Raw genomic sequence first — 26,360 nt, forward strand, 5'->3', positions numbered from 1 at the left:
CCTGGGCGCGCACTCAAACTGCGCGCCCTTTTTATATCCCCCACCCGAGGAAGCCTCTATGACTTTACGCCGCTCCCCAATGGTTATTGCCCTGCTGGCCTGTATGGCGCTGGCTGGCTGCACCAACAAAACCCGCACCACCGTTATCGATGCTCCGGCAACGGTCAGTTTTCAACATCTTAACGGCACCACCGACGTGAAAAAGCACCCGCAGCGTGTAGTCGTTCTGGACTATGCGTCGCTGGAAACACTGCAACTGCTGGGTGTCGAGCCTCTGGCGCTGCCGGGCAACCGCACAATGTTGCCGGACAGCCTAAAACAGTACCAAGATGCCAAATACCTCAACGCAGGGACACTGTTTGAACCAGACATGGCTACGCTGCGCGCGGCCAAACCGGATCTCATTCTGATTGCTGGCCGCTCTTCTAAGGCTTACGCCGAACTGAGTGCCATCGCGCCAACGTTAAATATGGCGATTGATCCGCAAGATCAACTGGGTAGCCTGAAGCAACGCACACTGCAACTGGGCGAGTTGTTCGATAAACAACAGCAGGCACAAGCGGCGGTCGACAAACTGGACGCTGAGATTGCAGCAATCAAGCCGCAGGTAGCCAACGCCGGGCGTGGTCTGGTTGTACTGTTCTCCGGCGGGAAAATCAGCGCTTATGCGCCTAAAAGTCGCTTCAGCTTCACCTATGATGCTCTCGGGTTCAAATCGGCATTGCAGAGCGAAAACCCCGATGTGCGTGGCAACAAACTGTCGCCCGAGCAGGTCGCCAAGTTGAATCCTGACTGGTTGTTTATCATCGATCGTGACGCGGCCACCGGCCGTCCGAACGCGGTTGCACCGCAGAAAATACTCACCAATACGGCGCTGAAAAACACCGTTGCAGTCAAAAAGGGTCAGGTAGTGTATTTGCCGGCGGCTGAGGTCTATCTGTCAGGTGGCATTATCACCAGCCAACATATCGTCGAACGCGTCACTGAGGCGCTGAAAAAGAAGTAATTGAACAGGCCCGGCGATGCCGGGCCTTTTTGGTTTAGATCACGGGCTGGTTCACCAACCCGTCGATCAACACCTGAGGCGTCCCTTGCGAGCAACGCTCAATGCGCCCGCGCACACCATAAACACGCGCCAAACTCTGTGGCGTGATCACCTCTTCTGGCGCACCGTCAGCAATCAATTCCCCGTCTTGTAGCATCAATACGTGATCACCATGGCGCAAGGCTATGTTGATGTCATGCACCACCACCACGGTGATGATATTGCGTTTACGGGTTTCTTTACGCACCAAATCCATCACGTGGAACTGATAGTTAAGATCGAGTGCACTCAGCGGTTCATCCAGCAACAACAGCGAAGGCTGGCGGATCAACGACTGTGCCAATCCGACCAACTGCTTCTGACCGCCAGATAGCTGATCAAGATAACTCAGTGCCAAATGGGCGATGCCAAGTTGCTCGAGCAACGCCATGACTTCCGCCTCACTGCCCGCATTGCTACGGCCACCCGAGGCACGTTGCGCCACGATGATCGATTCCAGCACGTGCAAATGTACCCCAGCGGGCAGCGATTGTGGCAAATACACGACCTTTTCTGCCCGACGGGCAAAAGGGATCTGCATTAGATCGATATCGTCCAGCCACAGTTGCCCCTGAGCTGGGTTTAACCCCGCCAGTGAACGCAGCAGCGTCGATTTACCGCTGCCGTTTGGCCCTAGCAGCACGGTAATTTGACCACGAGGTAACATGGGAACCGCCAGATCGGTGATCACCTGTCGCTTCGGATAACCGGCGGAAAAATGCTCAATACGCAATCCCTGACTCATACATTCCCCCGGTGACGCAGAATAATGCTCAGGAAGAATGGCACGCCCACCAGCGAGGTGACGATGCCGACCGGAATAATAATACCCGGGATCAGGTTTTTCGACGCCACGGAGGCCATCGACAGTACCAGCGCGCCAATCAGCGCACTGGCTGGCAGATAGAAACGGTGATCTTCACCGAAAATCATGCGCGCAATATGCGGTGCCACCAGGCCGATAAAGCCAATCGGGCCAACAAAAGCGACGGCTAATGCGGAAAGAATACTGATACGCAGCAACGTGGTCAGACGCAAGCGGCGCACGTCGATACCGAAGCTCACCGCCCGATCTTCACCCAAACGCAGTGCGGTCAACTTCCAAGAACTCATCATCGACAACGGCAACAACACGGCAAATACACCAAGCAGAATACCCAGCTTGTCCCATGAGGCACGCGCCAGGCTGCCCATGGTCCAGAACACCAGCCCCTGCAACGTATCTTCGCTGGCGATAAACTGCATCATGGAGACCAGTGCATTAAAGGTGAACACCAACGCAATGCCGAACAACACCACGCCAGACGTCGCAACCCGCGTCCAGCGCGTAATGCCATCGAGCATCAGTGCCGCGAACAGAGCAAAAATAAACGCATTGGCGGAGATAAACCACTGATCCGGAATGCCCGGTACGCCAATCCCCAACACGATAGCCAGCGCTGCGCCAAACGCCGCGGCTGAAGAAACCCCGAGGGTAAATGGGCTGGCAAGCGGGTTGTTCAGGATGGTTTGCATTTCTGCACCAGCTAAACCAAGCGCAAACCCAACCACCACGGCCATCAACGCATAAGGCAAGCGAATATCCCAAACGATCACCCGCGTACCGGCATCAGCCACCGCAGGATCAATCAACGTTTGCCACAGAGAGGACAGTGAAAGTCCGGAAGGCCCCATGGTAAAGTCCAGCAGTAGCGAACCCAAAATCGCCAGTGCCAACACCCCCATCATTAATAAACGGTGGCGGAGAATATGGTGATAACGCCCCATCACATTGACGCTGGGTTGCCCCTTGGCCTCAGGGATAGGATCGGTGGATACGCTCATTATTTCGGATACCTGTTACGACGATGACCATAGCGGCTGAAAAGGGCCGCTTGAACCTGATAAGCAGCCGATAACAATAAAGCAAACGATAATACTTATCAATCATATCAATAGCTATTACCTGTCATATAAAGATGTAACACTTTATTTTATAAAGCTATTCCCGTATTCATGACGATAACCCTATAAAAGCACACAGGGTTAACAATTCCGAAAGTTACGCCCCACCCCGCCCAGCTGTGACAAATCGCAACGAAACCACATAGAATCCGAAGCCTGACCGCCAAACCCGTTCTTTAGGGCTTATTGGCGAGGTCCTTATTAATGAGGCTGCAATGAGAAGTCGACTCCCCACGTTAACGCCTAAAAGGCCCGCTCTGCTGCACTGGCTGGTACAAAGCCCACAGCATACTGATGATGCCCAATTTCAACGCCAAATGCGGCTTACGTTGGTGCCTTCTCCCGCAACGCCCTGGTTAAATGCCGCCGGTGTGGCACTGCTGCTGCTGGGTTACATCTGGCTGAGTCATCGCGCACTCGGTGCCGCACTATTGGTTTCGCTCTTACTGCTGACCGGCGGCCGTTGGTGGCTGATGCGCGTCAGTCCGCCCCGCTGGCCAAATGCAATGCTTGTAACGATGCTATTGTGGTGTGCACTGGTGGGCGCAACCGCCCTATTGGCCATGTTGTCAGGCCGTATGGTACTGATCCTGTTCGCCGGGCTATTGATTACCGGGCTGGCTTTCTGGCTGATGCAGCGCCATGCCGCAGCACCGCGTTTTGCCTTGCTGGAAATCATGTTGCTGACACTGCCTTATCTTGTAGTCGCACCACTATCACGTGTACAGAATCTGTTTTTACTGGCAGATATCATTCCGCTTTGGCTCCTGTTAGCCCATGGACTGATCGCGTTTTACCATCGCCAGGTCACTCAACACGTCACTCTGACAGCCGAAAAACAAAAAGCGGCTCATCAGGATCGTTTGACCGGCTTCCTTAACCGTGCAGGCGGCGAGGCCGTCATGCAGGAAGTTTGTCGGCCGTCAGCAACGATGCATCCGCTTTCTCACCTGTTTATTATCGAATTCACCCCACTGGCTGCGCTGTATCAGAGCCACGGCGTTCTCATCGGCGATGACGTATTACGCACCATTGGTGAGCGCTTGAAAATGCTGGTGCGCCCGAGTGATTTTGTCTGTCGCTATACCGGAGGCCAATTTCTGATCCTGGTACACGGCTTACCTTACGGTTCTGAAGGGGAGTTTTTGGCGCGTATTGTCCCGCCACTGCAAGCACCCTATGATTTTGGGGCTTTTGGTGAGGTATCGCTGCACCTGAACACAGGCGTACTGGCGTTAACACAGGATTATCAAAAGGTAGAGAATCTGATGGCCGCCGCGCAACACGCGCTGACCATTAATGGAAAGGAATAACGCGGCGGTAACCCGCCACGTTGTACATATGTGTCTTTCAAGCTGCAGCCGAACCTTTCGACCACAGCTTGAAATACCTAAGGCTTATACAGAGATTACTTCACGTCCATTTTCGGGAATTCCATTTCGCTGTACTTCACAACACGGGTGCCGCGCGTCAGCTTATAACCGAACCAGATAATCAGGAATAGTGGAATGCCGATATAAGTGGCAGTCACACCGTACCAGTCGATTCGGTCTTGCAGGAATGCCTGATAGTTCTGCCCCAGCGTAATGATCAGGCACAGGACGAAGGCAAAGATCGGCCCCAGCGGGAAGAAACCGGAACGGTATGGCAGATCGTTCAGATCGCGTCCCTGAATCATATAGCCGCGACGGAAACGGTAATGGCTGATGGCAATCCCCAACCACGCGATAAAGCCGGTCATACCCGAGGTATTCAGCAGCCACAGATAAACCGACTGATTACCGAACATTGAACTCAAGAAGCACAGGCCCGCAACCACGGTCGTGGCATACAACGCATTGCGTGGTACCCCACCCTTTGACAATTTGGCAAAGATACGCGGCGCTTTACCTTCCGATGCCAGGGTAAACAGCATACGGGTGGATGCGTACATCCCAGAGTTACCGGCGGACAATACCGCAGTCAGAATAACCGCATTCATCACCGCAGCAGCAGACAGCAGACCGGCGTGCTGGAAGACCAGCGTGAACGGGCTGACGCTGATGTCTTTAACATCGTTACGCAGCAGGCTCGGATCGGTATAAGGAATGATCAGGCTGATAATCAGGATGGCAAAGATATAGAACAGCAGGATACGCCAGAACACCTGACGCACCGCGCGCGGGATGTTTTTGCCTGGGTTTTCCGACTCACCGGCAGCGATACCGATAAGCTCAGTCCCCTGGAATGAGAAGCCGACGATCATCGCCACACCAATCATTGCCGAGAACCCGCCAGCAAACGGCGCGTCACCAATGGTCCAGTTCTGCCAGCCTGCGTGTTCGCCGCCCTTAAGGATGCCGAAAATCATCAGCACACCAATACCGATGAAGATAATGACGGTGGTCACTTTGATCAGTGAGAACCAGTATTCTGCTTCACCGAAACCTTTGACCGAAATGTAGTTCAACAAGAACATCAGGCCGAGGAACAATGCGCTCCAGATCCAGCCGGGGGTATCCGGGAACCAGTAGGTCATCACCAACTGCGAGGCTACCAGGTCAACGGCGATAGTCACTGCCCAGTTGTACCAGTAGTTCCAGCCCAGCGCGAAACCAAAGCCTTCTTCGACATATTTGGCGCCGTAGGTGGAGAAAGAACCCGATACCGGCATAAAGGCCGCCAGTTCACCCAGGCTGGTCATCAAGAAGTAGACCATCAACCCGATCAATGCATAAGACAGCAGAGCCCCACCAGGGCCAGCCTGAGAAACCGTAGCGCCAGAGGCGACAAACAGACCGGTGCCGATAGAACCACCAATAGCAATCATGGTTAAGTGCCGCGCTTTCAGCTCGCGCCGCAATCCGGGTGCTTGTTGCCCCGATGTTTTTATATCCTGCTGAGCCATTCTTACCCTATCTGCTGGTCAAAAAAAATGAGGGCGGATTGTAACAAATACCCGCCGGCGAACTAGTAACATTGCACTGATATAAGATAGCTTCATAATTCAGGGCTAATTATTAGCAACGGTCTGGATGGCCTTACTTACTGTCATTAATGTGACAGGGAGCAGCTTTTTATGCTTTGTTTCACCTTACGGAGACGTTATCAAGGCTGAAACGCGCAATAACTCAGGAAACGCTGTAAAGCATTGGAGATGTGCTTTTGCCGATGATGGATCAAATACAACGTGCGCATTAACGGAGGCAACGGCACTTGCAGCTCCACCAGCACGCCGCTGGCCAGTTGCTCACAAATCACCCGGCGCGACAGGCAACTGATGCCCATGCCATGGCGAACCGCGTGTTTTATCGCTTCTGAGTTACCCAATTCCATCACTAGCTGGAAGTGCGGTAAGTGCGCCAGCAGCAGATGATGCAACACTTCACGCGTACCCGACCCGCCCTCGCGCAGGATCCAGGGTGCATCAGCCAGCATCTCCAGGGTCAGCGGTTGCCCCGCCAACGGGCTATCCGGCGCAGCGAACACAACCAACTCATCTTCCAGCCATGGCTGAGTGACCAATTCCGGCATATGACAGGGCCCCTCGATTAGCCCCAAATCAACCCGGAAGTCAGCGACTGCACCAATCACGTCCTGGCTATTGCCGACGTTGAGTTCCAGCGGAGTAGAAGGAAAATCATGCCGATAATGGGCGATCATCTCCGGCAGCATATAGTTGCCGATGGTGCTGCTGGCACCGATACGCAGCGCGCCGCCATCATGACGAAACAATTGTTCAATTTCTCCCGCCTGTTCCAGCAGCGCCAGCGCTTTCGGATACAGCAGTCGGCCATGCTCGTTGATGACCAGACGCTTGCCGACACGATCGAACAACTGCACGCCCAACTGCCCTTCCAGATCGGCCAGCGCGGCACTGACCGCCGACTGTGATAACGCCAGAACTACGGAAGCCTGCGTGGTCGAACCGCTTTTAAGCACTTCGGTAAAGACTTCTAATTGACGTAAGGTAATATGCATAGCGTCTCGGTATTCATCAAAGGTGACGTCGAATAAAGTCACTGAAATTAATGCAAAATCTGCGCTGCTGACCGGCAACAACGCACAGGGTGAATACTATTAATGTTACCACGTTTGCAGAAATCAGTATGAAAGCCGCCGATGCCGATTAACCACTTATTCAGATAAGTTATAAACATATAATCAATTTCTCTTTTATGCGGCAAGAACGTAGTCTGTGCTCAAGAATTTGATTAAAAGGGCTGACTTATGGCGACCAATACCACACATACTTTTCCATCGCGGCAATTTCCCCTGTTCGGTTTACCTCACTTAGTACCAGGACTCCTGTTGACCGGTGCCATCACCGCGTTGGCGGTCTGGGTGGGTGATATTCCATGGGTGGCCGGATTGGGGCTGGGCGCGCTGACACTGGCGATTTTACTCGGCATTGTGGTGGGCAATACGCTGTATCCCTGGTTACAACCGAACTGCCATGGCGGTGTTCAGTTCGCCAAACAACGTTTGCTGCGGTTGGGCATTATCCTTTACGGCTTTCGTCTCACGTTTCAGCAGATTGCCGATGTGGGCACGACCGGCATCATCATTGATGCATTGACGTTAACCACCACTTTCCTGCTGGCCTGCTGGCTGGGCAAAAGAGTATTCGGGCTCGACAGCCATACCACTATGCTGATCGGTGCCGGCAGCAGCATCTGCGGTGCGGCAGCAGTAATGGCTACCGAACCGGTACTAAAAGCCGATGCCAATAAAGTGGCCGTAGCGGTAAGCACCGTAGTCGTCTTCGGTACGCTGGCGATCTTCGCCTATCCGTGGTTGTACCATCTGAATGAGCAATTCCAGTGGCTGCCGTTTAATCAGGAAAGCTTCGGTATCTTCACCGGTTCAACGATCCACGAAGTGGCGCAGGTTGTTGCCGCTGGGCATGCCATCGGGCCGGATGCTGAAAATGCTGCGGTGATCTCCAAAATGATCCGCGTAATGATGCTGGCACCGTTCCTGGTTGTGCTCTCAGGGTTTATCAGTCGCAGTCGTAGCACTGGCAATACCAGTGAGAAAGCAGAAAAATCTGCCATCACTATTCCTTGGTTTGCGGTGCTGTTTATTGCCGTCGCTGGGCTGAACTCGTTCAACCTGATCCCGGCCACGCTGGTGAAACATCTGATTACTGCGGATACCTGGATGCTGGCGATGGCCATGGCGGCACTGGGGCTGACCACCCACATCAGCGCAGTGCGTCAGGCCGGGGTCAAACCGATTCTGCTGGCGACCTTGCTATTCATCTGGCTGATTGTTGGGGGTATAGCAATTAACCTGCTGGTGCAATACTTCCTCTGATTCTCCGTACTGTTCTTCCCTGTCTTTAGGCCCGCAATCGCGGGCCTTAGCTTTTCCAGCCATTCAATCCTTCCGCTATCAATGCCATAATGACGCCGATTACACAGGAGAATGAAAATGAAGTTTGTCGGTGCACATGTCAGCGCGTCAGGCGGCGTGGATCAGGCGGTTATCCGCGCGCACGAATTAGAGGCGACCGCATTCGCCCTGTTCACTAAAAATCAACGTCAATGGAAAGCCGCTCCGCTGCCTGCTGACGTGATCGATAAGTTTAAAAGCGCCTGCGCGCAGTACGGTTACGGTCCGGGACAAATCCTGCCACACGACAGCTACCTGATTAACCTCGGCCACCCGGTAACCGAAGCCTTGGAAAAGTCCCGTGAGGCCTTCCTTGATGAAATGCAACGCTGTGAGCAACTGGGGCTGACGCTACTGAACTTCCACCCTGGTAGTCACCTGTTGCAGATTGATGAAGACAAATGTCTGGCGCGTATCGCCGAATCCATCAATCTGGTGCTGGATAAAACAACCGGCGTGACAGCGGTAATCGAAAATACCGCCGGTCAGGGCAGTAATCTGGGCTTTAAATTTGAGCATTTAGCGGCAATCATCGACGGTGTGGAAGACAAAAGCCGCGTCGGTGTCTGTATCGACACCTGTCACGCCTTTGCTGCTGGGTACGATTTGCGTACCGAAGAGACCTGCGAGCAGACTTTTAAAGAGCTCGGTGACGTTGTCGGCTTCAACTATCTGCGTGGCATGCACCTGAACGACGCCAAGAGTGAATTTGGCAGCCGTGTTGACCGCCACCACAGTCTGGGCGAAGGCAATATCGGTAAAACGGTGTTTAGCTATATTATGCGTGACTCACGTTTCGACAATATCCCGTTGATTTTGGAGACGGTGAACCCGGATATCTGGGCGGAAGAGATCGCCTGGCTGAAAGCGCAACAGTAAATACCGTCTAAAAAACGGGGCTTGGGCGCTAATGTTTGTCTGTGTGGACTTATCTAAGTGTATTCGCAACGTTTCGGTCGATAAGACTGCGAGGCTCTACGTGGTTTATGCGCACCGACCGAGCAAGGGACCGTAAGGCGCGGTCCCTTGCAACCCGCGCCTTTGCCCCATCAGACGGTTGGCTTCGCCAACTGCCCTCACTTCGTCACATCGCATCACGGCCGGCTACGACAGGCGTCCCTGCCTGTCTCGCCTGAAACCGCCGTCCATGGCGGTTTCGCCTATGCGCCATTCCTGCGTTCGGCGTCTTCAAGGGCGTCAAACCACGTGCTCATATCAGCATCACCTTTGTTTTCAGTCCGTAACGTCAAACACACTGGATAGGTTGCCTGGTGGCGGCAGATTCGGGTGTTGACCTTGAGTGCGCATCACCCTCTGCTGAGCAAGGAGGCGTTGTCAGGGGCAACTGGCCAGGGAAGGCCAGTTGAGGCGAGACAAACAGGGACGTTTGTCGTAGACGACCCGCCCGACAACGATGACGCCGCGAGGGCATCTGCGTAGCAGACAGAGGGTGTTAAGCGAAGGCGGGGGTGGAGGGGCCGCGCCTTCGGCCCCTCCAATTGCCGGACATTGTTCTTACAGATAATTGCCCTACGTTTGTGGCAATTCCCTTTACACGCAACTAACAGAGACAAACAGAAGAGTCTGTCAGGCTTAGCCGAATAACATTGAGCCAGCTTCGGCTTTCTATTGGCAATGTTAAGCGACAGTAGCCGCCGGGACGTCGGCACGTTTCAGCACCGCGTAAGACACCCCCGCCAACAGCGTACCGGCAATAATCGCCACCAGATACAACAGTACCGGTGTGATAGCCCCAGGAATCAACAGCACAAACAGACCACCGTGTGGCGCCATCAACTTGGCACCGAACGCCATGGACAATGCCCCAGTCAGTGCACCACCAGCGATACAGCAAGGCAGAACGCGCATCGGGTCACGGGCGGCAAACGGAATTGCGCCTTCAGAGATAAAGCACAGGCCCAGCACCAACGCCGCTTTCCCGCCTTCCTGTTCGGACTTCTCAAACTTACGACGTGCCAGCAATGTCGCCAACCCCATCGCCAGCGGTGGCACCATACCGGCAGCCATAATCGCCGCCATTGGGGCATACACTGAAGAACTCAGCAGTGCCACACCGAACGCGTAGGCCGCTTTGTTGACCGGGCCGCCCATATCGGTACACATCATGGCACCGAGGATCGCGCCCAGCAGCACCGCGTTAGCGGTACCCAACGACTGCAACCAATGGGTAAGGCCTTCCATGATTTTCGCGACTGGCGTACCGACGACGAAAATCATAATCAAACCGACGATCAGGCTGGCAACCAGCGGAATGATCAATATCGGCTTCAGCGCTTCCATACTCTGCGGCAGACGCAGTTTGGTACTGATAAATTTGGCAACATAGCCCGCCAGGAAACCGGCAATAATACCACCGAGGAAACCGGCACCCGTGCTCACCGCCAACATACCGCCAATCAACCCCGGCGTCAGGCCCGGACGGTCAGCAATAGAGAACGCGATAAAACCAGCCAGTACCGGCACCATCAACGCAAAGGCTGAACCGCCACCAATCTGCATCAACGCCGCCGCCAGCGTGCCTTTGACTTCGAACGCCTTGATACCGAATACAAAAGACAGCGCGATACACAAGCCACCAGCGACCACCATTGGCAACATGTAGGACACACCGGTCAACAGGTGACGATATGGCCCGGCGCTCTCTTTTTTCTTGCCCGCGGAAGCTGGCGCACCACTTTTCTGCGGCTGGAAAACCTCGGCTTCAGTGAATGCCTTGTCCAGTTCCTGTGCAGTTTTCTTCAGTGCCAGGCCGGTAGAAGTACGGTACATCGGCTTACCGGCAAACTTATCCAGATCCACCTCGATGTCTGCCGCTACAATGACCAGATCGGCCGCAGCGACTTCTTCTGGTGTAATGGCATTACCGGCACCCACTGAGCCGCGGGTTTCCACCTTTACCCACCAACCACGTTTTTTAGCTTCACTCTCAATGGCTTCAGCGGCCATAAACGTGTGGGCTACCCCGGTTGGACACGCGGTAATCGCCACGATACGTTTTGGTCCAGCCCCTTTTACGGGCTCAACTGGCGCTGTGACAGGGGCCTGATAGGCTTTCGCTTCAGCGATAGCCTGCGCCAGAAAAGCTTCCGGCTCACGCACTGCGTGTTCAACATCACCCACATAAACCTGTTTGCCGTTCAGTGCGGTATCAGCAGGCGCAGTTTGCCCTGCCACCACCACCAGCTCAGCCTCGGCCAGCGACTCAACCAGTGTCAGACCGGTTTTCGCCGCCGCCGCACCGAGCATACGTTTCGCCAGGTGACCACGCGCCTGTCCCAGCGAACTGTCTATCATCAGCAGTGTTTTCATTCTGCCTCCAGCTATTGATTAAAAGGTTTCAGATCGACACGCGCCATCATTGCGGCCAACTGTGGACGATCGGTCACGCCAACGTTGCTCTGGCTGACTGCCAGCGCAGCTACAGCGGTGGCCAAGCGCAAAGTATGTTCACTGGACTCACGCATCAGCAGGCCGTAGATCAGGCCGCCAACCATCGAGTCGCCAGCCCCCACGGTGCTGACCACTTCGCAAGCGGGTGGCTTGGCAATCCAGGCACCAGACGCGTTAACCCACAGCGCACCTTCAGCACCGAGAGAAATCACTACGTGGGCAATACCTTGATCGCGCAATGCATGTGCGGCCTCAACCACATCGGCCAATTGCGGCAAAGGTCGACCAGCCCAGATTTCCAGTTCACGACGGTTCGGTTTCACCAACCAGGGTGCCGCTTTCAATCCAGCAACCAGGGCTTCACGGCTGCTATCGAAAATAATGCATGGGCACTGCGCGCGCAGGCGGATCATCCAGTCGGTAAAGGCGTCGGGATCAACACCGGCAGGCAAACTGCCACTCACCGCCACCATGTCAAACTGGCCCAGCCAGCTCAGGGAGTCGGTCACGAAACGTTCCCAATCCTGCCCTGTCACTTCAAAACCAGAGAAGTTGAAATCCGTCACTTCACCGTCTTTTTCCGTCAGTTTGACGTTAATACGAGTGCGCCCCGGTACCACCTGAAAGCGATTGGCAATGCCCAAATCGCTGAACAGCAATTGGAAACCGTCCTGATTATCTTTCCCCAGGAAACCGCCCACGGTTACATCAATACCCAGGTCCTTCAGCACCTTGGCAACATTGATCCCCTTCCCTGCGGCGTGAAGACCTGCTGTTTTGACCAAGTTAACTTCACCGCGCTCAATCTCTGGGCAGAAACCCACCAGATCGTAAGCCGGATTCAGGGTAATTGTTGCTACTCTTCTGCTCATGCTGCGCCCTCGCCCAGTCCTTCGTTAATCGCTTCTCCGATCGCCTTCAACGCCGCTTCAGCATCTTCACCCTTGGCGGTAAAGCGCAGGTGATGTCCTTTTTTCACACCCAACGCCACAACCTTCATCAGGCTGCGTCCGTTGGCCGGTTTGCCACTGCCATCCAGATTTGTGACGGTAATTTCACTGCCAAATTGCTTGATCACGTTAACCAGCGCGGTGCCCGGACGTGCATGTAAACCGTGTTCGTTACGGATCACATACTCGGCACTCAGCGTGGTGCTTTCTTCTTCTACCTCACTGGTCAACAAGGCCAGCACGGTGACAGCATCAGCGTTCAGCAAGCGTTCAGCTTTGTTTGCCAACAGCAGATCGCTCAGGTAGTTCAGTACGGCCAAGGGCTGCTGATCTGCTACGGACAGCGTCAGTAGCAGCGCCACTTTTTCACCATCCTCGTCAAATGCATGCGCCGGTCGGCTGAGGGTCGCTGCGCTGGTCAGATTGCCTTCGGTGCTGTCGCTCAACCAAATGCCTTGCCCCAAATTCAACGGTTTGCGGGTAATGACGTCGCTGACGAACTGAGCGTTAACCGCACCGATTTTCTGTAGGCGACCCGCATTCAGCGCCTGCAACGTCATCAGGCTGTCGGCGGCCACATCAAGCGCAATCAAAGATGCGTCAAACCTGAACTCTGCTGTCAGCTTTTCGCCCATCAGCAAACTGCGCAGCTCTTCCGCTGACGTGGTTTTGGCCAGTTGTTCGGCTACGCTATCGTCGCTCAGGACATGCGTCAGTTGGCGTAACAGCGCCAGGTGCTCATCAGAACGGGCAGCAATACCGATCACCACAAAGGCAGTTTGGCCTTCGCCCCATTCAATGCCCTGTGGAAACTGAAATACCTGCACGCCGGTGTTCAGAACCAGATCGCGGGTATCAGTGGTGCCATGCGGGATGGCAATGCCGTTACCCAGGTAAGTGGAGGTTTGCAGCTCGCGCTGCAACATACCGTCCACATAGGCGGCGCTGACGCACCCCGCCTCAGTCAGTGCTGAAGCCACGTGCTGGATGGCTTCCTGCTTGCTGCCGGCGGCTGCGCCCAGGTGAATATCTTGCTGTGACAACTGGAACATGATTCTCCTCTCCTGCTGAATTGAATCGTTTCAGCTTCATTGGGAAAAAGGAGCGTTATCGACACCGAATCATCGTGACAATAACGCTGAAACGTTTCAAGGAGTGTGTAAGTAGCTTTGGATGAAAGCAAGTTTTCTCCATTTTGATGTGATAGATTTTTGACATTACGCACACTTTTCCCGAAGGGTTACCTGTCGCAGCGCTAAAATGACATACTGTGCTGAAACTTTGCTGACGGAGAAATACATGTCTGTAGTTGCAGGAGTCGGTGTGATCATCGTAAACGCACAAGGGGAAATACTGCTGGGAAAACGCTGCGGCCAGCATGCTCCTTTCTGGTCTATTCCCGGCGGGCATCTGGATGCCGGTGAAACCTTTGAACAGTGCGCACAGCGTGAGATTGCCGAAGAAACCGGACTGATGATCGCCCCACCTCGCTTTATCGGTATCAGCAATAACCTGCAAACCTGGCGTGCCGAAGGAAAACATACGGTATCCGTGTGCTTGCTGACACAGCATCCCGGCGGCACGCCCGAACTCAAAGAGCCGGAGAAATGTGCCGAATGGCGTTGGTGTTCTCCGAATGCATTACCGGAGCCGCATTTTGAAGCCAGCCGCAATGCTATTCATCTGTGGCTCACGGGCGAGGCCTACCTACCGACGACCTAGTCGTTTTCATTCAGAGTTTTTCTCCTCTGTCCGTGATCTTTCTCATGGACTGATAAAACCACATAAAAAATGCGTTATATAACTTAGAATATAACGCTGTAAAATCCCTCGAATGGCCGTTTTTCCTCTAAAAATAACCCTATAGTATTAGATGTCTTTGCTAATAGTACCTATACTTCTCCAAGTATGTCGGCGCTCGGCCGGCACTTTTTTGGCAAGGTTTTCCTTGGTATTTCATAATTATAAGCGGGTTCAATATGACCAATAAACTCACTGGCTTGATAAAAAAGCACCGCTGGGGATGGCTGTGGATTTTACTGCTCGGAATTATCCTCGGGGCAGCACTATTAGCGGGCACCGCGACGGTATTCCACAAAACCAGCGACACGGCCTTCTGCGTTTCCTGTCACACCATGCAACAGCCGCTGGCTGAATATCAGGGTAGCGTCCACTTCCAGAATACCAAGGGCATCCGTGCAGAATGCGCCGACTGCCACGTTCCGCATGAGCCGCTCGACTACCTGTGGACCAAAATCCGCGCAGTAAAAGACATTTATGGCGAGATGGTCGGTACCATTAATACACCGGAAAAATACGAGGCACATAAACTGGCCATGGCCCAGTCGGTATGGAAAACGCTCAAAGAAAGCGACTCCGCCACCTGCCGCTCGTGCCACAGCTTTGACGCCATGGACATCACCGCTCAGCGGCCTGAAGCACGCATTCAGCATCCGGTGGCCATCAAGCAAGGTGAAACCTGTATCGATTGTCATAAAGGCGTGGCACATATCCTGCCGGATATGAGTGGCGCAGCCCAGGCCGGCGCCGCCGAACTGGCAAAAGCTGCCGCCGAAACCTCACCAACCGCGACCACGCTGTACACCATTGCCACTGAGCCCTTCTTCCTGAAGCCTGATGACAGCCACAACGCCGGTAACCTGATGCCATCCACCGAAGTTCAGGTGGTGAAACAGGAAGGCGACAAAGTGCTGGCCAATGTCACCGGCTGGCAGCAAGACGGCGTCAACGAAGTGTTCTACGCCGCACAGGGCAAGCGTATTCTCAGCGTGCTGCTGGGTGAAGACGCACGCAAACTGTTAAAAACAGGCACCACCATGACTGATAGCGAAACGGGCCTGGTGTGGCATCAAGTTTCTCTCCAGGTATGGCTACCGCGTAAACAACTGATCGACGATCAGCAAAAAATCTGGCGCTACACAGCGGATATGATGTCTGCCAACTGTACCGGTTGCCACGGCCTGACCGCTCTCGATCGCTTCAACGCCAACCAGTGGATCGGCGTAATTAAAGGTATGGCTCCACGCACCTCGCTGACGCAGGAACAACTGCGCGTTCTGACACAATATGTGCAGAAACACGCCAGTGACATGCAACCAGCCGCACCAGCCAAGCTTTAAGGGAGAAGCGAAATGAGCAAATATCAACAACAAGCGTTAAAAATGAGCCGCCGCCGCTTCCTGACCGGTGCCACTGCGCTGGCCGCAGCACCTTTGCTGGCAGGCTTGTGGCCCAAGTCCGCATTAGCACAGGCTATCAGCCAGGCGCTGCCACAGTTTGTGGTACTGCGCCAGGCACAAAAAGGCATTCTGACAGGGGCACACTGGGGCGCTTTTGAAGCCATAGTGCAGGACGGCAAAATGGTCGGTGTGCAGCCGGTCAAAGACGATCCTTATCCGAACGAACTGATCACCATGGCGCCTTATCAAGTCCATGCTGAAAACCGTATCAAATACCCGATGGTGCGCAAAAGCTGGTTGGAAGGCGGCCCTGGTAGCCATACCGAATTGCGCGGTCGCGACGAATGGGTACGCGTCAGTTGGGACAAAGCCATTGAACTGGTGTGCGGTGAAATTACCCGTCTACAGAAAGACCACGGCCCACAATCAATCTATGCCGGGTCTTATGGCTGGAAGAGCGTCGGTATGCTGCATAACAGCCGCACGCTGCTGCAACGTCTGATGAACCTGACCGGTGGTTTCCTCGGTTATGCCGGCGACTACTCCACCGGTGCAGCCCAGGTGATCATGTCACACGTGGTAGGGTCTATGGAGGTTTACGAACAGCAGACTGCCTGGCCTAACGTGATTGAAAACAGCCAACTGGTGGTTCTGTGGGGTTGTAACCCAATGATCACGCTGAAAAACAGTTGGAACGTGCCAGACCACTACGGGCAGACGGGCTTTGAGGCGCTGAAGAAAAAAGGCACCCGCGTGATCAGTATTGATCCCGTACACAACGACAGCGCCAAATTTGTCGATGCACAGTGGATCGCCCCTCGCCCTTATACAGACGGCGCTATGCTGATCGGCATCGCTCACACGCTGCTGACCGAGAACCTGCATAACCCGGACTTCCTGAAAACCTACACTGCCGGCTTCGACAAATTCCAGGCTTATTTGCTGGGCGAAACCGATGGCACGCCAAAAACCGCCGAGTGGGCCGCCGATGTGTGCGGCGTCGATGCCGACGTATTGCGCCAACTGGCTCGCGACATGGCAAAAAATCGCACGATGATCATGGGCGGTTGGGGTATTCAACGCCAGCATCATGGTGAACAACAGCACTGGCTTTTGGTTACCGTGGCGGCGATGCTCGGCCAAATCGGTTTGCCGGGCGGCGGCTTTGGTTTCAGTTACCATTACTCTTCCGGCGGTAGCCCGACAGCGAAAGGCGGCATCATTTCCGGTATTTCTGCCGGTAATGCACCGAAGAACTCACCGGCACCTATCCCGGTGGCGCGCATCGCCGAATGTCTGACCAACCCTGGTAAGACGATTAACTTCAACGGTGCACAAGTCACCTACCCCGAGGTGAAAATGGTGTATGTGGCTGGCGGGAATACCTTCCACCAGCATCAGGACACCAATAATCTGGTCAAGGCCTGGCAACGGCCGGACACCATCGTGGTGAACGAACCCTACTGGACTGCCACCGCCAAACACGCCGATATCGTGCTGCCGGCCACCACCAGCTATGAGCGTAACGATCTGGAAATGGGCGGCGACTACTCGCAACTCTATGTGTTCCCGATGCACCAATGCGTACCGCCGCAGCATGAGTCGCGCAGCGATTTCGATATCTTCGCGGCCATGGCAGCCAAGCTGGGTGTGCAAGATGCCTTTACGGAAGGCAAAGATGAAACCCAGTGGTTGAAAGGCATGTACGACGACATGAAGACTCAGGCGCGCGCCGCCCGGGTGGCCCTGCCACCGTTCGACATGTTCTGGGAATCTAATAACTATGTACGCTTCCCGGTACCTGAGGCCAATACACAGTGGGTACGTTTCGCTGACTATCGCGAAAACCCGTTGCTCAATCCGTTGGGTACGCCGTCCGGTAAAATCGAAATTTACTCCGACGCCATTGCCAAAATGAAATACCAGGATTGCCCAGGTATTCCAACCTGGATGCCGCCGCATGAATGGTATCGCGGACCGGAGGCGGTTAAATATCCACTGTCGCTGAACACCGCACACCCGATAAACCGCCTGCACTCACAGCTCGACAATACGCCACTGCGTAAAAAATATGCGATAGCAGACCGGGAAGCGATTGTGATCCACCCGCAGGACGCCCAGTCCCGCGGCATCGCTAACGGTGATCTGGTGCGCGCCTTTAACGATCGCGGCCAGATCCTTGTAGGTGCGGTGGTGAGTGAAGACGTACGCCCTGGTGTGGTGCGTATCAGCGAAGGGGCCTGGTTCGATCCGGCGGATCCGTCACAGCCGGGGTCTCTGTGTAAGAACGGCAACGTCAACTGCCTGACCTTCGACGTCGGTTCCTCCAGCCTGGCGCAGGGGAACTGTGGGCAAATGGCACAATTGCAGATAGAGAAATATCAGGGCGAGGTGCTGAAAAACACCGCGCACGACGTGCCAGCCGGCGCGTAACGGCAAATCCCTGGTCAACACAGATGCAGCTTCAAGTATGGCAGGCATATACCCTAAATATTTGGAGTTGCATCAAGGCGACAAACCCGTAAGTCCCCGGAAGCATAGATAACTATGTGACCGGGGCGCGCGTGCGCAGCCAACACAGATGCAGCTTCAAGTATGGCAGGAATATACCCTAAATAATTGGAGTTGCATCAAGGCGGCAAGCCCGTAAGTCCCCGGAAGCATAGATAACTATGTGACCGGGGCGCGCGTGCGCAGCCAACACAGATGCAGCTTCAAGTATGACAGGAATATACCCTAAATAATTGGAGTTGCATCAAGGCGGCAAGCCCGTAAGTCCCCGGAAGCATAGATAACTATGTGACCGGGGCGCGCGTGCGCAGCCAACACAGATGCAGCTTCAAGTATGACGGGTATAGGCGTATTATGCGCGCGACCCCCTCATTCACGGCTATTTTCTGACCTCTATGCCTAGTTCAACTGCGGTAACGCGACGCTCGCCCGATCTCACTTCACTGGCTTTTTTAGTGGTGGCCTTTCTCACAGGGATTGCCGGTGCGCTACAGACCCCCACGCTAAGCCTATTTCTGGCGACAGAAGTGAAGGTACGCCCTTCAATGGTCGGGTTGTTTTTTACCGGCAGCGCCGTCATCGGCATCCTGGTCAGTCAGTTTCTTGCCCGGCGTTCGGATCAAAAAGGCGATCGTAAAACGCTGATTTTCCTGTGCTGCATGTTGGGCGCATTAGGCTGTGTGCTGTTCGCCTGGAATCGTAATTACTATCTGTTGCTGGCCGTCGGCGTAATGCTGACCAGCTTCGGTTCCACCGCTAACCCCCAAATGTTTGCCCTGGCACGCGAACACGCCGATCGCACCGGTCGCGAAGCCGTGATGTTCAGTTCTATCCTGCGGGCGCAGGTTTCCCTGGCTTGGGTCATCGGGCCCCCTATCGCCTTTGCGCTGGCATTAGGGTTCGGTTTTAAGGTGATGTATCTGGCTGCCGCGGCTGCATTCATTCTGTGTGGCGTGTTGGTGTGGAAAATGCTGCCCTCGATGCGCAAAACGCCGGTAGCCACCAGCACTACGCTGGAGGCCCCACGACAAAACCGTCGCGATACGCTGCTGCTGTTTATGGCCTGCACCTTTATGTGGACCGCCAACAGCATGTACCTGATCAATATGCCGCTGTATATGGTGCATGAGCTGCAGCTGCCGGAAAGGCTGGCAGGTGTATTAATGGGCACGGCAGCCGGGCTTGAGATACCCACCATGCTGGTCGCCGGTATGGTGGCGAAACGCTTCGGCAAGCGCTTCCTGATGCGATGTGCTGTGGTGGCTGGCCTACTGTTTTACGTCGGCCTCCTGTTTATCACGGGTACCTGGCAACTGATCGCCCTGCAACTGCTTAACGCGGCCTTTATCGGCGTGCTGGCTGGGATTGGTATGCTCTATTTTCAGGATTTGATGCCCGGACAGGCCGGAGCAGCTACCACCTTATTTACCAACACGACCCGAGTAGGTTGGATCTTTGCCGGTTCAATTGCCGGTGCAGTGGCAGAAATCTGGAACTACCACGCGGTGTTTTATTCCGCGCTGGCGATGGTGATCGGTGCAGTGTTGTGTTTGTGGAAGCTTAAAGACGCGTAAACAGGTTTAGGGTGCCGTATCCGCTTCCAGCTTAACCAAATAGATTAGCGCCTGGTCACGGTGGTCGTGACACATTTCACGGCTTGCTTGCAAGCTGCCACAGACTTTGGGCCGCAATGGCGAATGAAACAGGCCGCAACGCAGTTGCTCGCTCAGATGAATACAGCGGGTATTCGCGGGCTTGCCGTTGGGCATGCCGGGGATCGGGCTGGATATTGAAGGCGCAATACAACAGGCGCCACAGTCGGCACGGCAGTCCATCAGCGAGTCTCCCGGTGGGCTGGCGGAATTGAAGCGCGACAATATCAGTAGCGCTCATTGGCCGCCAGCATAATCCGGGTTTGCCTATGAATCTTTACATCCCACTTTTTTAGCCGCTAATTGACGGCGCTCATGCAGAACAAAAATACATCAAAAATAGCCCCATTCCCGCAGATTAATGCATGAAACAAGCGAACTCACGGCTTTACATGCGTCAACCACTCACGTACCATTGAGCTAGTACAAAAGAACTCAAGACCGATACGGTCATTCAGGAGCAATTAATCATGTCTGCGGACACCATCCAGAAGCTTTCGCGCCCTTCAGTCCTTGGCGGCGCGATGATCATTGCAGGCACCGCCGTCGGCGCCGGCATGTTCTCCATCCCTATTGTAACTTCTGGCGTGTGGTTTAGCGGCTCTGTCGCGCTGCTGATTTATACCTGGGCATGTATGCTGATTTCCGGCCTGATGATCCTTGAAGCCGCGCTACATTACCCAAGCGGTGCCAGCTTCAATACCATCGTTAAAGATCTGCTGGGCAAGAGTTGGAACGCCATTAACGGCATTTCCATTGCCTTTGTACTGTACATCCTGACCTACGCCTATATTTCCGCGGGCGGTTCAATCATCGCTCACACCCTGGAAGGTATCATTGGCGTCGGGCAAACTGCTGCCGGGCTGGTATTTGCCATCGTAGTGGCATTTATTGTTTGGCTTTCCACGCGGGCGGTAGATCGTCTGAGCACCATCTTGATCGGCGGTATGGTGATCACTTTTGTGATGTCCGTGGGCGACATGTTTACTCATGTGCAACCGGCAGTCCTGTTCAACCGTGGTGACGACCAAGCCAGCTATCTGCCTTACGCCCTAGCGGCGCTGCCTTATCTGCTGACTTCGTTCGGCTATCACGGCAATGTGCCGGGGCTGGTGAAGTATTATCATAAAGACAGCAGCGCAGTAGTACGCAGTCTGGTGTACGGTACGCTGCTGGCGCTGGCGATCTATATCCTGTGGCAGTATGTGATTCAGGGCAACATTGCCCGCGACGCTTTCCGACAGGTGATTGCCGAAGGCGGCAATATCGGCAGTCTGCTGAAGCAAATGGGTAATGTGTCCAGCAGCCAGACCGTCGGCCAGCTTCTGAGTGCCTTCTCTTATATGGCACTGGCCAGTTCATTCCTCGGAGTGTCACTGGGCCTGTTCGATTATCTGGCGGACTTCTTCAAATTCAGCGATGACACGGCAGGACGCACTAAAACCGCGTTGGTCACCTTCGCACCACCAACAATTGCCGCGCTGTTGTTCCCCAATGGCTTCTTGTATGCCATCGGCTTCGCCGGACTGGCAGCCACCGTTTGGGCGGTCATCGTACCGGCAATGATGGCACGCGCTAGCCGCCGCCGCTTTGCCGATGCACAATATCGTGCTCCCGGTGGTTACGGCATGATCCTGTTCATCATTTTGTTCGGGGTGGTCAATGCCGTCGCACATGTGTTGGCATTGCTGGGTCTGCTGCCGGTATTCAAGTAACACCCAGGGGATGGCGCTCGCCGTCCCCTGGGCTGGTGAAAAACACCCGAAAAACGTGGTTTTCGGGTGTTTGGGGTAAATCAGAAGACATCATCCTTTGTTTATTAGCCCCAGAACAAGACTTTTAACCGCAAAGAACTTTGTCAGCAATCTGAGGGGATGGCGCCGCCATCCCCTTTTCCGCCACTGTTTTTGCTTGATCTACTTGCCTGAAATCCACGGCGCGAGTAACGTGTCGCAACTTCCCAAATACTCTTCATTGCAGGTTATTTTATATGGCAAAGGCTAACGAAATTAAGCGCGGCATGGCGATCAATTACAACGGCAAATTGCTGCTGGTAAAAGACATTGATGTACAAAGCCCAAGCGCACGCGGTGCCAGCACTTTATACAAAATGCGTTTCTCTGATGTCCGTACCGGGCTGAAGGTAGAAGAACGTTTCAAGGGCGACGATATCCTGGATACCATTAGCCTGTCCCGTCGTAAGGTGAACTTCTCTTATATTGATGGCGAAGAGTACGTCTTCATGGATGACGAGGATTACACCCCTTATATCTTCAAGAAAGACCAGATCGAAGACGAACTGCTGTTTATTCCTGAAGCCGGTCTGCCAGGCATGCAGGTGCTGACGCTGGACGGCCAAGTGCTTGCGTTGGAACTGCCGCAAACCGTGGATATGGAAATTGTCGACACCGCACCAGGCATCAAAGGCGCCTCTGCCAGTGCCCGCAACAAGCCGGCCACTATGGCGACCGGTCTGACCATTCAGGTACCGGAATACCTCAGCGCCGGTGACAAAATCCGCATTCATATTGCCGAGCGCCGCTACATGAGCCGCGCCGACTAGTCCTAACACAACAGCCTGCTGACAAAGCTTGTTATTAGGGATAGCGTGCCGAAGGGGTCGTAGCAGCTTTAGCTGCCGACCCACATAGACGTGTCCCATAATGGCCCCTCTGCACGCCAGGCCCGGGTATCTCAAATTAATAAACCACTTTGTCATCAAGCACAGGGGCCGATTATGGCCCCTGTTGATTTTAACGCTACGGTAATTCAGGGAAGAAACGGCGTTTGAGCGCCAGCTCGACTCCACGCAGTTCCGCCAGCCCCTTCAAACGCCCAATCGCCGAGTAACCCGGGTTGGTTTTTTTCTTCAGATCGTCCAGCATCTGGTGCCCATGATCGGGACGCATCGGAATTGGCCGTCGATCGCCTGCCTTGTAACGCCTCTGTTCTTCACTGAGAATCGCCTCAATCACCGCCACCATGTCGACGTCACCTTGCAGATGCGCGCCTTCATGGAAACTTTTCGGGTTTTCTTCACGACAAGTGGCACGCAGGTGAGTGAAATGGATACGATCGCCGAAGGTCTCAATCATCCGCACCAAATCATTGTCCGCACGCACACCATAAGAACCGGTACACATAGTAAAACCGTTATAAAGGCTGTCTACCGTCTGTTTGAACCATTGCATATCATCAATGGTCGAGACAATGCGCGGTAGACCAAGGATTGGCCGCGGCGGGTCGTCTGGATGCACCGCTAACCGTACACCCACCTCCTCCGCCACCGGAACGATTGCACGCAGGAATACCGCCATATTCTCGCGTAGTTGCGCCTTGTCGATCGCATCGTACTCCGCCAGCCGAGCACGGAACTGATCCAGCGTATAGCCTTCTTCAGCTCCCGGCAGCCCGGCAATGATATTGCCGGTCAACGTGGCAATCTCCGCAGTGCTCATGGCCGCAAAGCGCTCGGCGGCCTGCGTCTGCTCTTCCGGCGTATAATCCTGCTCTGCACCTGTGCGTTGCAGGATGTGCAGATCAAAAGCCGCGAAGGCGATTTGATCGAAACGCAGTGCTTTCGAGCCGTCAGGCAACACATATTCCAGATCGGTGCGTGTCCAGTCGAGGATCGGCATAAAGTTGTAGCAAACGGTATCGATGCCGCAAGCCGCGAGGTTACGCAACGATTGTTGATAATGGGCGATATGTTGCTGGTAATTGCCGCTGTGAGTTTTGATCTCTTCATGCACCGGGATACTTTCTACCACTGACCACACTAGCCCCTTCTCTGCCAGCAGTGCCTGACGAGCTTTGATCTCCTCGATCGGCCATACCTCGCCATTCGGGATATGGTGCAATGCAGTGACGACGCCAGTGGCGCCAGCCTGACGCACATCATCAAGAGAGACAGGATCGTTCGGCCCATACCAACGCCATGTTTGTTCCATTATTTATCCTTATAAAAATCGCCCAGTATTACGGAGGGGTAAAGATCTCACAGTTTTGATAATCTTGTTATACCAAATTGAGATAGATATCGGTTATCTTTCACCTTACTCCTTCGTATCTGTCTGTCAAAAACGAAACCATGATTGGTTGATCCACTTCACGAATCTGGCTTATTCTGAGCTGAGCAATGTTATTGACGTGCTTACAGCCTTACACTACGACAGAGAACCCGTGTGCAGAAGGGTGAAAATCATGCCCCTTAGCGCAAAAAAAACTGGTCTAATAACTTTTAAAAAGTTACCTGCCAGCATCTTTTACTCAGCTTTGGAGCTTTGCATGAAGACTATCGCCAACTCACCGCTTCCCGATACCGTCCAGCAACCGCACTACGAACGCAGCACATTACAAAGCCGCATCGTGCATATTGGGTTTGGTGCCTTTCACCGTGCGCACCAAGCATTGCTGACCGATCGGGTATTGAATCATCAGGGAGGCGATTGGGGGATCTGCGAGATCAGTTTGTTTGGCGGCGATAAGCTATTTCAGACGCTACGTCAGCAAGATCATCTGTATAGCGTGCTGGAGAAAGGTGCGGCGGGTAATCAGGCCATCGTGATCGGCGCTGTGCATGAAAGCGTTCACCGTAAGCTGGAAGGGATCGGCGCTGTGCTGGAAAAACTGGCGGAGCCTCAAGTGGCGATTATCTCAATGACGATTACCGAGAAAGGCTACTGCATTGAACCGGGCAGTGGGCAACTGGATCTCCAGCATCACGCAATTCGCACCGATCTCGCCAATCCCGAGCAGCCAACAACGGTGCCTGGCATTCTGGTGGAGGCGTTACGCCTGCGCCTTGAACGTGGCCTGCCCGCCTTTACTCTGCTTTCTTGCGACAATATTCCAGAAAACGGCCACGTGCTGCGCAATGCAATAGTCGGATTAGCGCAGGCGCGCGACAGCGTTCTGGCCGACTGGATTACTCAGCATGTCAGCTTCCCCAGCACCATGGTCGATCGTATTGTTCCTGCCGCTACGCCAGAAACGCTGGATGAAGTGGCTGATGCGCTTGGCGGGGTACGCGATGAATGCGCCATCGCTTGTGAGCCCTTTATTCAATGGGTGGTAGAAGACAATTTTGTCGCGGGGCGCCCGGCGTGGGAACTGGCTGGCGCACAGTTGGTGAACGACGTGTTGCCGTTCGAGAAAATGAAGCTGCGTATGCTCAATGGCAGCCACTCCTTTTTGGCCTATCTCGGTTATCTGGGCGGCTATCAATATATAAACGACTGCATGGGCGATGATGCTTATCGTCAAGCCGCACACCACCTGATGCTAGCCGAGCAAGCCCCGACACTCAGCGTCAACGGTATCGATCTGGCTGCCTACGCGACACAGTTGATTGAACGTTACAGTAACCCGGCATTGCAACACCGTACCTGGCAAATCGCCATGGATGGCACGCAAAAACTACCGCAACGTATGTTGGACTCCGTGCGCTGGCATCTGCAGCATGGCAGCAACTACGCAGGTCTGGCGTTAGGCGTGGCAGCCTGGATGCGCTATGTCGGTGGTGTGGATGATGCCGGCCAGCCGATCGATATCCGCGATCCGCTGTTGGTAACACTCCAGCAGGTGGTCGCCGCAACGCCGGACGATGAACAACGCGTAACAGCGCTGTTGGGGCTAAAAAACATTTTTGGGGAACAATTGCCTGGTAATGAGGGTTTTGTGGCGACGGTTACTCGCGCTTATCTGTCGCTGCGCGATCATGGCGCACGGAAAACGGTGAGAAACTGGGTGTCGACACAGCTGGCGTAATATCACTCCCCTAATGATGGTGAGTAAGAGGATAGAATATACTTTCAACATATGGGGAAAATGACCATGCCGGACGGTTCATCCGGCATGGCCGAACGACTTAACGATAAACTACCGTCATTACTGCAAGTTTTTTCTGTTGATCCACCCACTGCATTTCGGTTGTGCCTAAATTCAGTGGAAGCTCTTTGCGTGTAGCATCAAATTTTGACAGGGCCTGCTGATCTTGATAGTGCTGCCCATTGCGGTAACATTGCGTATTGGCCGTTGAATCGGTGACACTCACCGCGCAGGGACTTTCCACAATAGAGCCGACAAAACGAATAACCCCGCCAGTGGTTCCTGCATGACTTGCTGCCGTCCATGAAAACAATATTCCTACGATCAAAAATAACCGAAAGACATTCATGGCAACCTCATTTTTTGTTAAGCCAATTTAAACATAGAGGATCTTCTTAAGAAT

The 26,360-nt window shown here is 54.1% G+C and carries 21 protein-coding genes; 11 read left to right on the plus strand and 10 right to left on the minus strand.

The features are described from left to right. The first annotated feature begins 58 nt into the window (after nt 1-58). A complete protein-coding gene (locus SGBXF1_RS16180) occupies nt 59-1,006 on the plus strand; it encodes a siderophore ABC transporter substrate-binding protein (protein WP_130381413.1) in 948 nt (315 codons plus the stop codon). Nucleotides 1,007-1,040: 34 nt separating this feature from the next. Here the strand turns inward: SGBXF1_RS16180 and SGBXF1_RS16185 are convergent, their stop codons facing one another. Next, nucleotides 1,041-1,829, minus strand: coding sequence for an ABC transporter ATP-binding protein (locus tag SGBXF1_RS16185; protein ID WP_037425529.1), 789 nt, complete (start codon nt 1,827-1,829; stop codon nt 1,041-1,043). Beyond that, on the minus strand, nt 1,826-2,908 hold the full coding sequence (locus SGBXF1_RS16190) for a FecCD family ABC transporter permease (RefSeq protein WP_186427181.1): 1,083 nt from the start codon (nt 2,906-2,908) through the stop codon (nt 1,826-1,828). The genes SGBXF1_RS16185 and SGBXF1_RS16190 overlap by 4 nt, the downstream gene beginning before the upstream one ends. A gap of 335 nt (nt 2,909-3,243) precedes the next feature. Between SGBXF1_RS16190 and SGBXF1_RS16195 the strand changes: the two genes are divergently transcribed. After that, complete coding sequence (locus SGBXF1_RS16195) at nt 3,244-4,341, plus strand: GGDEF domain-containing protein (RefSeq protein ID WP_130381417.1); 1,098 nt, start codon at nt 3,244-3,246, stop codon at nt 4,339-4,341. Between the two features lie 95 nt (nt 4,342-4,436). Here SGBXF1_RS16195 and SGBXF1_RS16200 read toward each other — a convergent pair whose 3' ends face one another. Continuing rightward, complete coding sequence (locus SGBXF1_RS16200; protein ID WP_037425538.1) at nt 4,437-5,915, minus strand: amino acid permease; 1,479 nt, start codon at nt 5,913-5,915, stop codon at nt 4,437-4,439. Nucleotides 5,916-6,115: 200 nt separating this feature from the next. Then, complete coding sequence (yieE, locus tag SGBXF1_RS16205; protein WP_037425552.1) at nt 6,116-6,988, minus strand: DNA-binding transcriptional regulator YeiE; 873 nt, start codon at nt 6,986-6,988, stop codon at nt 6,116-6,118. Between the two features lie 249 nt (nt 6,989-7,237). On the opposite strand from yieE, the gene SGBXF1_RS16210 reads away from it, so the two are divergent. Together SGBXF1_RS16210 and nfo are read left to right on the plus strand one after the other, a co-directional pair. After that, nucleotides 7,238-8,326: a YeiH family putative sulfate export transporter gene (locus tag SGBXF1_RS16210; RefSeq protein ID WP_130381419.1), complete on the plus strand. Its 1,089-nt coding sequence runs from the start codon at nt 7,238-7,240 to the stop codon at nt 8,324-8,326. A 117-nt stretch (nt 8,327-8,443) separates the two neighbouring features. Beyond that, the gene (gene nfo / locus SGBXF1_RS16215; RefSeq protein ID WP_037425543.1) at nt 8,444-9,283 is read left to right on the plus strand and encodes a deoxyribonuclease IV; all 840 of its coding nucleotides are present in this window, start codon (nt 8,444-8,446) and stop codon (nt 9,281-9,283) included. A 759-nt stretch (nt 9,284-10,042) separates the two neighbouring features. On the opposite strand, the gene fruA is transcribed toward nfo, so the two are convergent. The 3 genes from fruA to fruB are packed head-to-tail and all read right to left on the minus strand — an operon-like array spanning nt 10,043 to nt 13,817. Further along, the gene (gene fruA / locus SGBXF1_RS16220; protein ID WP_130381422.1) at nt 10,043-11,734 is read right to left on the minus strand and encodes a PTS fructose transporter subunit IIBC; all 1,692 of its coding nucleotides are present in this window, start codon (nt 11,732-11,734) and stop codon (nt 10,043-10,045) included. Nucleotides 11,735-11,745: 11 nt separating this feature from the next. Further along, the gene (gene fruK / locus SGBXF1_RS16225; RefSeq protein WP_037425545.1) at nt 11,746-12,687 is read right to left on the minus strand and encodes a 1-phosphofructokinase; all 942 of its coding nucleotides are present in this window, start codon (nt 12,685-12,687) and stop codon (nt 11,746-11,748) included. Then, nucleotides 12,684-13,817, minus strand: a complete 1,134-nt coding sequence (gene fruB / locus SGBXF1_RS16230; protein WP_186427182.1) for a fused PTS fructose transporter subunit IIA/HPr protein — start codon at nt 13,815-13,817, stop codon at nt 12,684-12,686. Before fruB ends, fruK begins: the two co-directional genes overlap by 4 nt. Before the next feature lie 247 nt (nt 13,818-14,064). Here fruB and SGBXF1_RS16235 point away from each other — a divergent pair, with 247 nt between their 5' ends. From SGBXF1_RS16235 to setB, 4 genes are all read left to right on the plus strand, one after another. After that, the gene (locus SGBXF1_RS16235; RefSeq protein WP_037426897.1) at nt 14,065-14,487 is read left to right on the plus strand and encodes a nucleotide triphosphate diphosphatase NUDT15; all 423 of its coding nucleotides are present in this window, start codon (nt 14,065-14,067) and stop codon (nt 14,485-14,487) included. Between the two features lie 257 nt (nt 14,488-14,744). After that, nucleotides 14,745-15,905 carry a NapC/NirT family cytochrome c gene (locus tag SGBXF1_RS16240; protein WP_037426900.1) on the plus strand — a complete coding sequence of 387 codons (1,161 nt, stop codon included), beginning with the start codon at nt 14,745-14,747 and terminating at the stop codon, nt 15,903-15,905. 12 nt (nt 15,906-15,917) lie between these two features. Then, nucleotides 15,918-18,398 (plus strand): trimethylamine-N-oxide reductase TorA, encoded by a 2,481-nt coding sequence (torA, locus tag SGBXF1_RS16245; RefSeq protein ID WP_186427183.1) that lies wholly within the window; start codon nt 15,918-15,920, stop codon nt 18,396-18,398. Between the two features lie 473 nt (nt 18,399-18,871). After that, nucleotides 18,872-20,050, plus strand: a complete 1,179-nt coding sequence (gene setB, locus SGBXF1_RS16250) for a sugar efflux transporter SetB (protein ID WP_130381430.1) — start codon at nt 18,872-18,874, stop codon at nt 20,048-20,050. Between the two features lie 6 nt (nt 20,051-20,056). On the opposite strand, the gene SGBXF1_RS16255 is transcribed toward setB, so the two are convergent. Further along, nucleotides 20,057-20,311, minus strand: a complete 255-nt coding sequence (locus tag SGBXF1_RS16255) for a YkgJ family cysteine cluster protein (RefSeq protein WP_186427184.1) — start codon at nt 20,309-20,311, stop codon at nt 20,057-20,059. Nucleotides 20,312-20,598: 287 nt separating this feature from the next. On the opposite strand from SGBXF1_RS16255, the gene mtr reads away from it, so the two are divergent. Both mtr and yeiP read left to right on the plus strand, forming a co-directional pair. Then, nucleotides 20,599-21,843, plus strand: coding sequence for a tryptophan permease (gene mtr, locus SGBXF1_RS16260; RefSeq protein ID WP_037426757.1), 1,245 nt, complete (start codon nt 20,599-20,601; stop codon nt 21,841-21,843). Between the two features lie 275 nt (nt 21,844-22,118). Continuing rightward, nucleotides 22,119-22,691 carry an elongation factor P-like protein YeiP gene (gene yeiP / locus SGBXF1_RS16265; RefSeq protein ID WP_037426760.1) on the plus strand — a complete coding sequence of 191 codons (573 nt, stop codon included), beginning with the start codon at nt 22,119-22,121 and terminating at the stop codon, nt 22,689-22,691. A 196-nt stretch (nt 22,692-22,887) separates the two neighbouring features. Here the strand turns inward: yeiP and uxuA are convergent, their stop codons facing one another. Then, nucleotides 22,888-24,078, minus strand: coding sequence for a mannonate dehydratase (gene uxuA / locus SGBXF1_RS16270; RefSeq protein WP_186427185.1), 1,191 nt, complete (start codon nt 24,076-24,078; stop codon nt 22,888-22,890). 337 nt (nt 24,079-24,415) lie between these two features. Here uxuA and SGBXF1_RS16275 point away from each other — a divergent pair, with 337 nt between their 5' ends. Then, nucleotides 24,416-25,897, plus strand: coding sequence for a mannitol dehydrogenase family protein (locus SGBXF1_RS16275; protein ID WP_130381436.1), 1,482 nt, complete (start codon nt 24,416-24,418; stop codon nt 25,895-25,897). Nucleotides 25,898-25,997: 100 nt separating this feature from the next. Here SGBXF1_RS16275 and SGBXF1_RS16280 read toward each other — a convergent pair whose 3' ends face one another. Beyond that, nucleotides 25,998-26,306, minus strand: a complete 309-nt coding sequence (locus tag SGBXF1_RS16280; protein WP_037426766.1) for a type 1 fimbrial protein — start codon at nt 26,304-26,306, stop codon at nt 25,998-26,000. Nucleotides 26,307-26,360 lie beyond the last annotated feature (54 nt).

Origin of the sequence: Serratia grimesii (assembly GCF_900186025.1) — a bacterium.
In the GTDB taxonomy this organism is placed as follows: domain Bacteria; phylum Pseudomonadota; class Gammaproteobacteria; order Enterobacterales; family Enterobacteriaceae; genus Serratia; species Serratia grimesii.

What these genes read in the sequence shown, in the direction of transcription:
- SGBXF1_RS16180 (WP_130381413.1), top strand. Translation starts at nt 59, where the DNA reads ATGACTTTACGCCGCTCCCCAATGGTTATTGCCCTGCTGGCCTGTATG.
- SGBXF1_RS16185 (WP_037425529.1), bottom strand. Translation starts at nt 1,829, where the DNA reads ATGAGTCAGGGATTGCGTATTGAGCATTTTTCCGCCGGTTATCCGAAG.
- SGBXF1_RS16190 (WP_186427181.1), bottom strand. Translation starts at nt 2,908, where the DNA reads ATGAGCGTATCCACCGATCCTATCCCTGAGGCCAAGGGGCAACCCAGC.
- SGBXF1_RS16195 (WP_130381417.1), top strand. Translation starts at nt 3,244, where the DNA reads ATGAGAAGTCGACTCCCCACGTTAACGCCTAAAAGGCCCGCTCTGCTG.
- SGBXF1_RS16200 (WP_037425538.1), bottom strand. Translation starts at nt 5,915, where the DNA reads ATGGCTCAGCAGGATATAAAAACATCGGGGCAACAAGCACCCGGATTG.
- yieE (WP_037425552.1), bottom strand. Translation starts at nt 6,988, where the DNA reads ATGCATATTACCTTACGTCAATTAGAAGTCTTTACCGAAGTGCTTAAA.
- SGBXF1_RS16210 (WP_130381419.1), top strand. Translation starts at nt 7,238, where the DNA reads ATGGCGACCAATACCACACATACTTTTCCATCGCGGCAATTTCCCCTG.
- nfo (WP_037425543.1), top strand. Translation starts at nt 8,444, where the DNA reads ATGAAGTTTGTCGGTGCACATGTCAGCGCGTCAGGCGGCGTGGATCAG.
- fruA (WP_130381422.1), bottom strand. Translation starts at nt 11,734, where the DNA reads ATGAAAACACTGCTGATGATAGACAGTTCGCTGGGACAGGCGCGTGGT.
- fruK (WP_037425545.1), bottom strand. Translation starts at nt 12,687, where the DNA reads ATGAGCAGAAGAGTAGCAACAATTACCCTGAATCCGGCTTACGATCTG.
- fruB (WP_186427182.1), bottom strand. Translation starts at nt 13,817, where the DNA reads ATGTTCCAGTTGTCACAGCAAGATATTCACCTGGGCGCAGCCGCCGGC.
- SGBXF1_RS16235 (WP_037426897.1), top strand. Translation starts at nt 14,065, where the DNA reads ATGTCTGTAGTTGCAGGAGTCGGTGTGATCATCGTAAACGCACAAGGG.
- SGBXF1_RS16240 (WP_037426900.1), top strand. Translation starts at nt 14,745, where the DNA reads ATGACCAATAAACTCACTGGCTTGATAAAAAAGCACCGCTGGGGATGG.
- torA (WP_186427183.1), top strand. Translation starts at nt 15,918, where the DNA reads ATGAGCAAATATCAACAACAAGCGTTAAAAATGAGCCGCCGCCGCTTC.
- setB (WP_130381430.1), top strand. Translation starts at nt 18,872, where the DNA reads ATGCCTAGTTCAACTGCGGTAACGCGACGCTCGCCCGATCTCACTTCA.
- SGBXF1_RS16255 (WP_186427184.1), bottom strand. Translation starts at nt 20,311, where the DNA reads ATGGACTGCCGTGCCGACTGTGGCGCCTGTTGTATTGCGCCTTCAATA.
- mtr (WP_037426757.1), top strand. Translation starts at nt 20,599, where the DNA reads ATGTCTGCGGACACCATCCAGAAGCTTTCGCGCCCTTCAGTCCTTGGC.
- yeiP (WP_037426760.1), top strand. Translation starts at nt 22,119, where the DNA reads ATGGCAAAGGCTAACGAAATTAAGCGCGGCATGGCGATCAATTACAAC.
- uxuA (WP_186427185.1), bottom strand. Translation starts at nt 24,078, where the DNA reads ATGGAACAAACATGGCGTTGGTATGGGCCGAACGATCCTGTCTCTCTT.
- SGBXF1_RS16275 (WP_130381436.1), top strand. Translation starts at nt 24,416, where the DNA reads ATGAAGACTATCGCCAACTCACCGCTTCCCGATACCGTCCAGCAACCG.
- SGBXF1_RS16280 (WP_037426766.1), bottom strand. Translation starts at nt 26,306, where the DNA reads ATGAATGTCTTTCGGTTATTTTTGATCGTAGGAATATTGTTTTCATGG.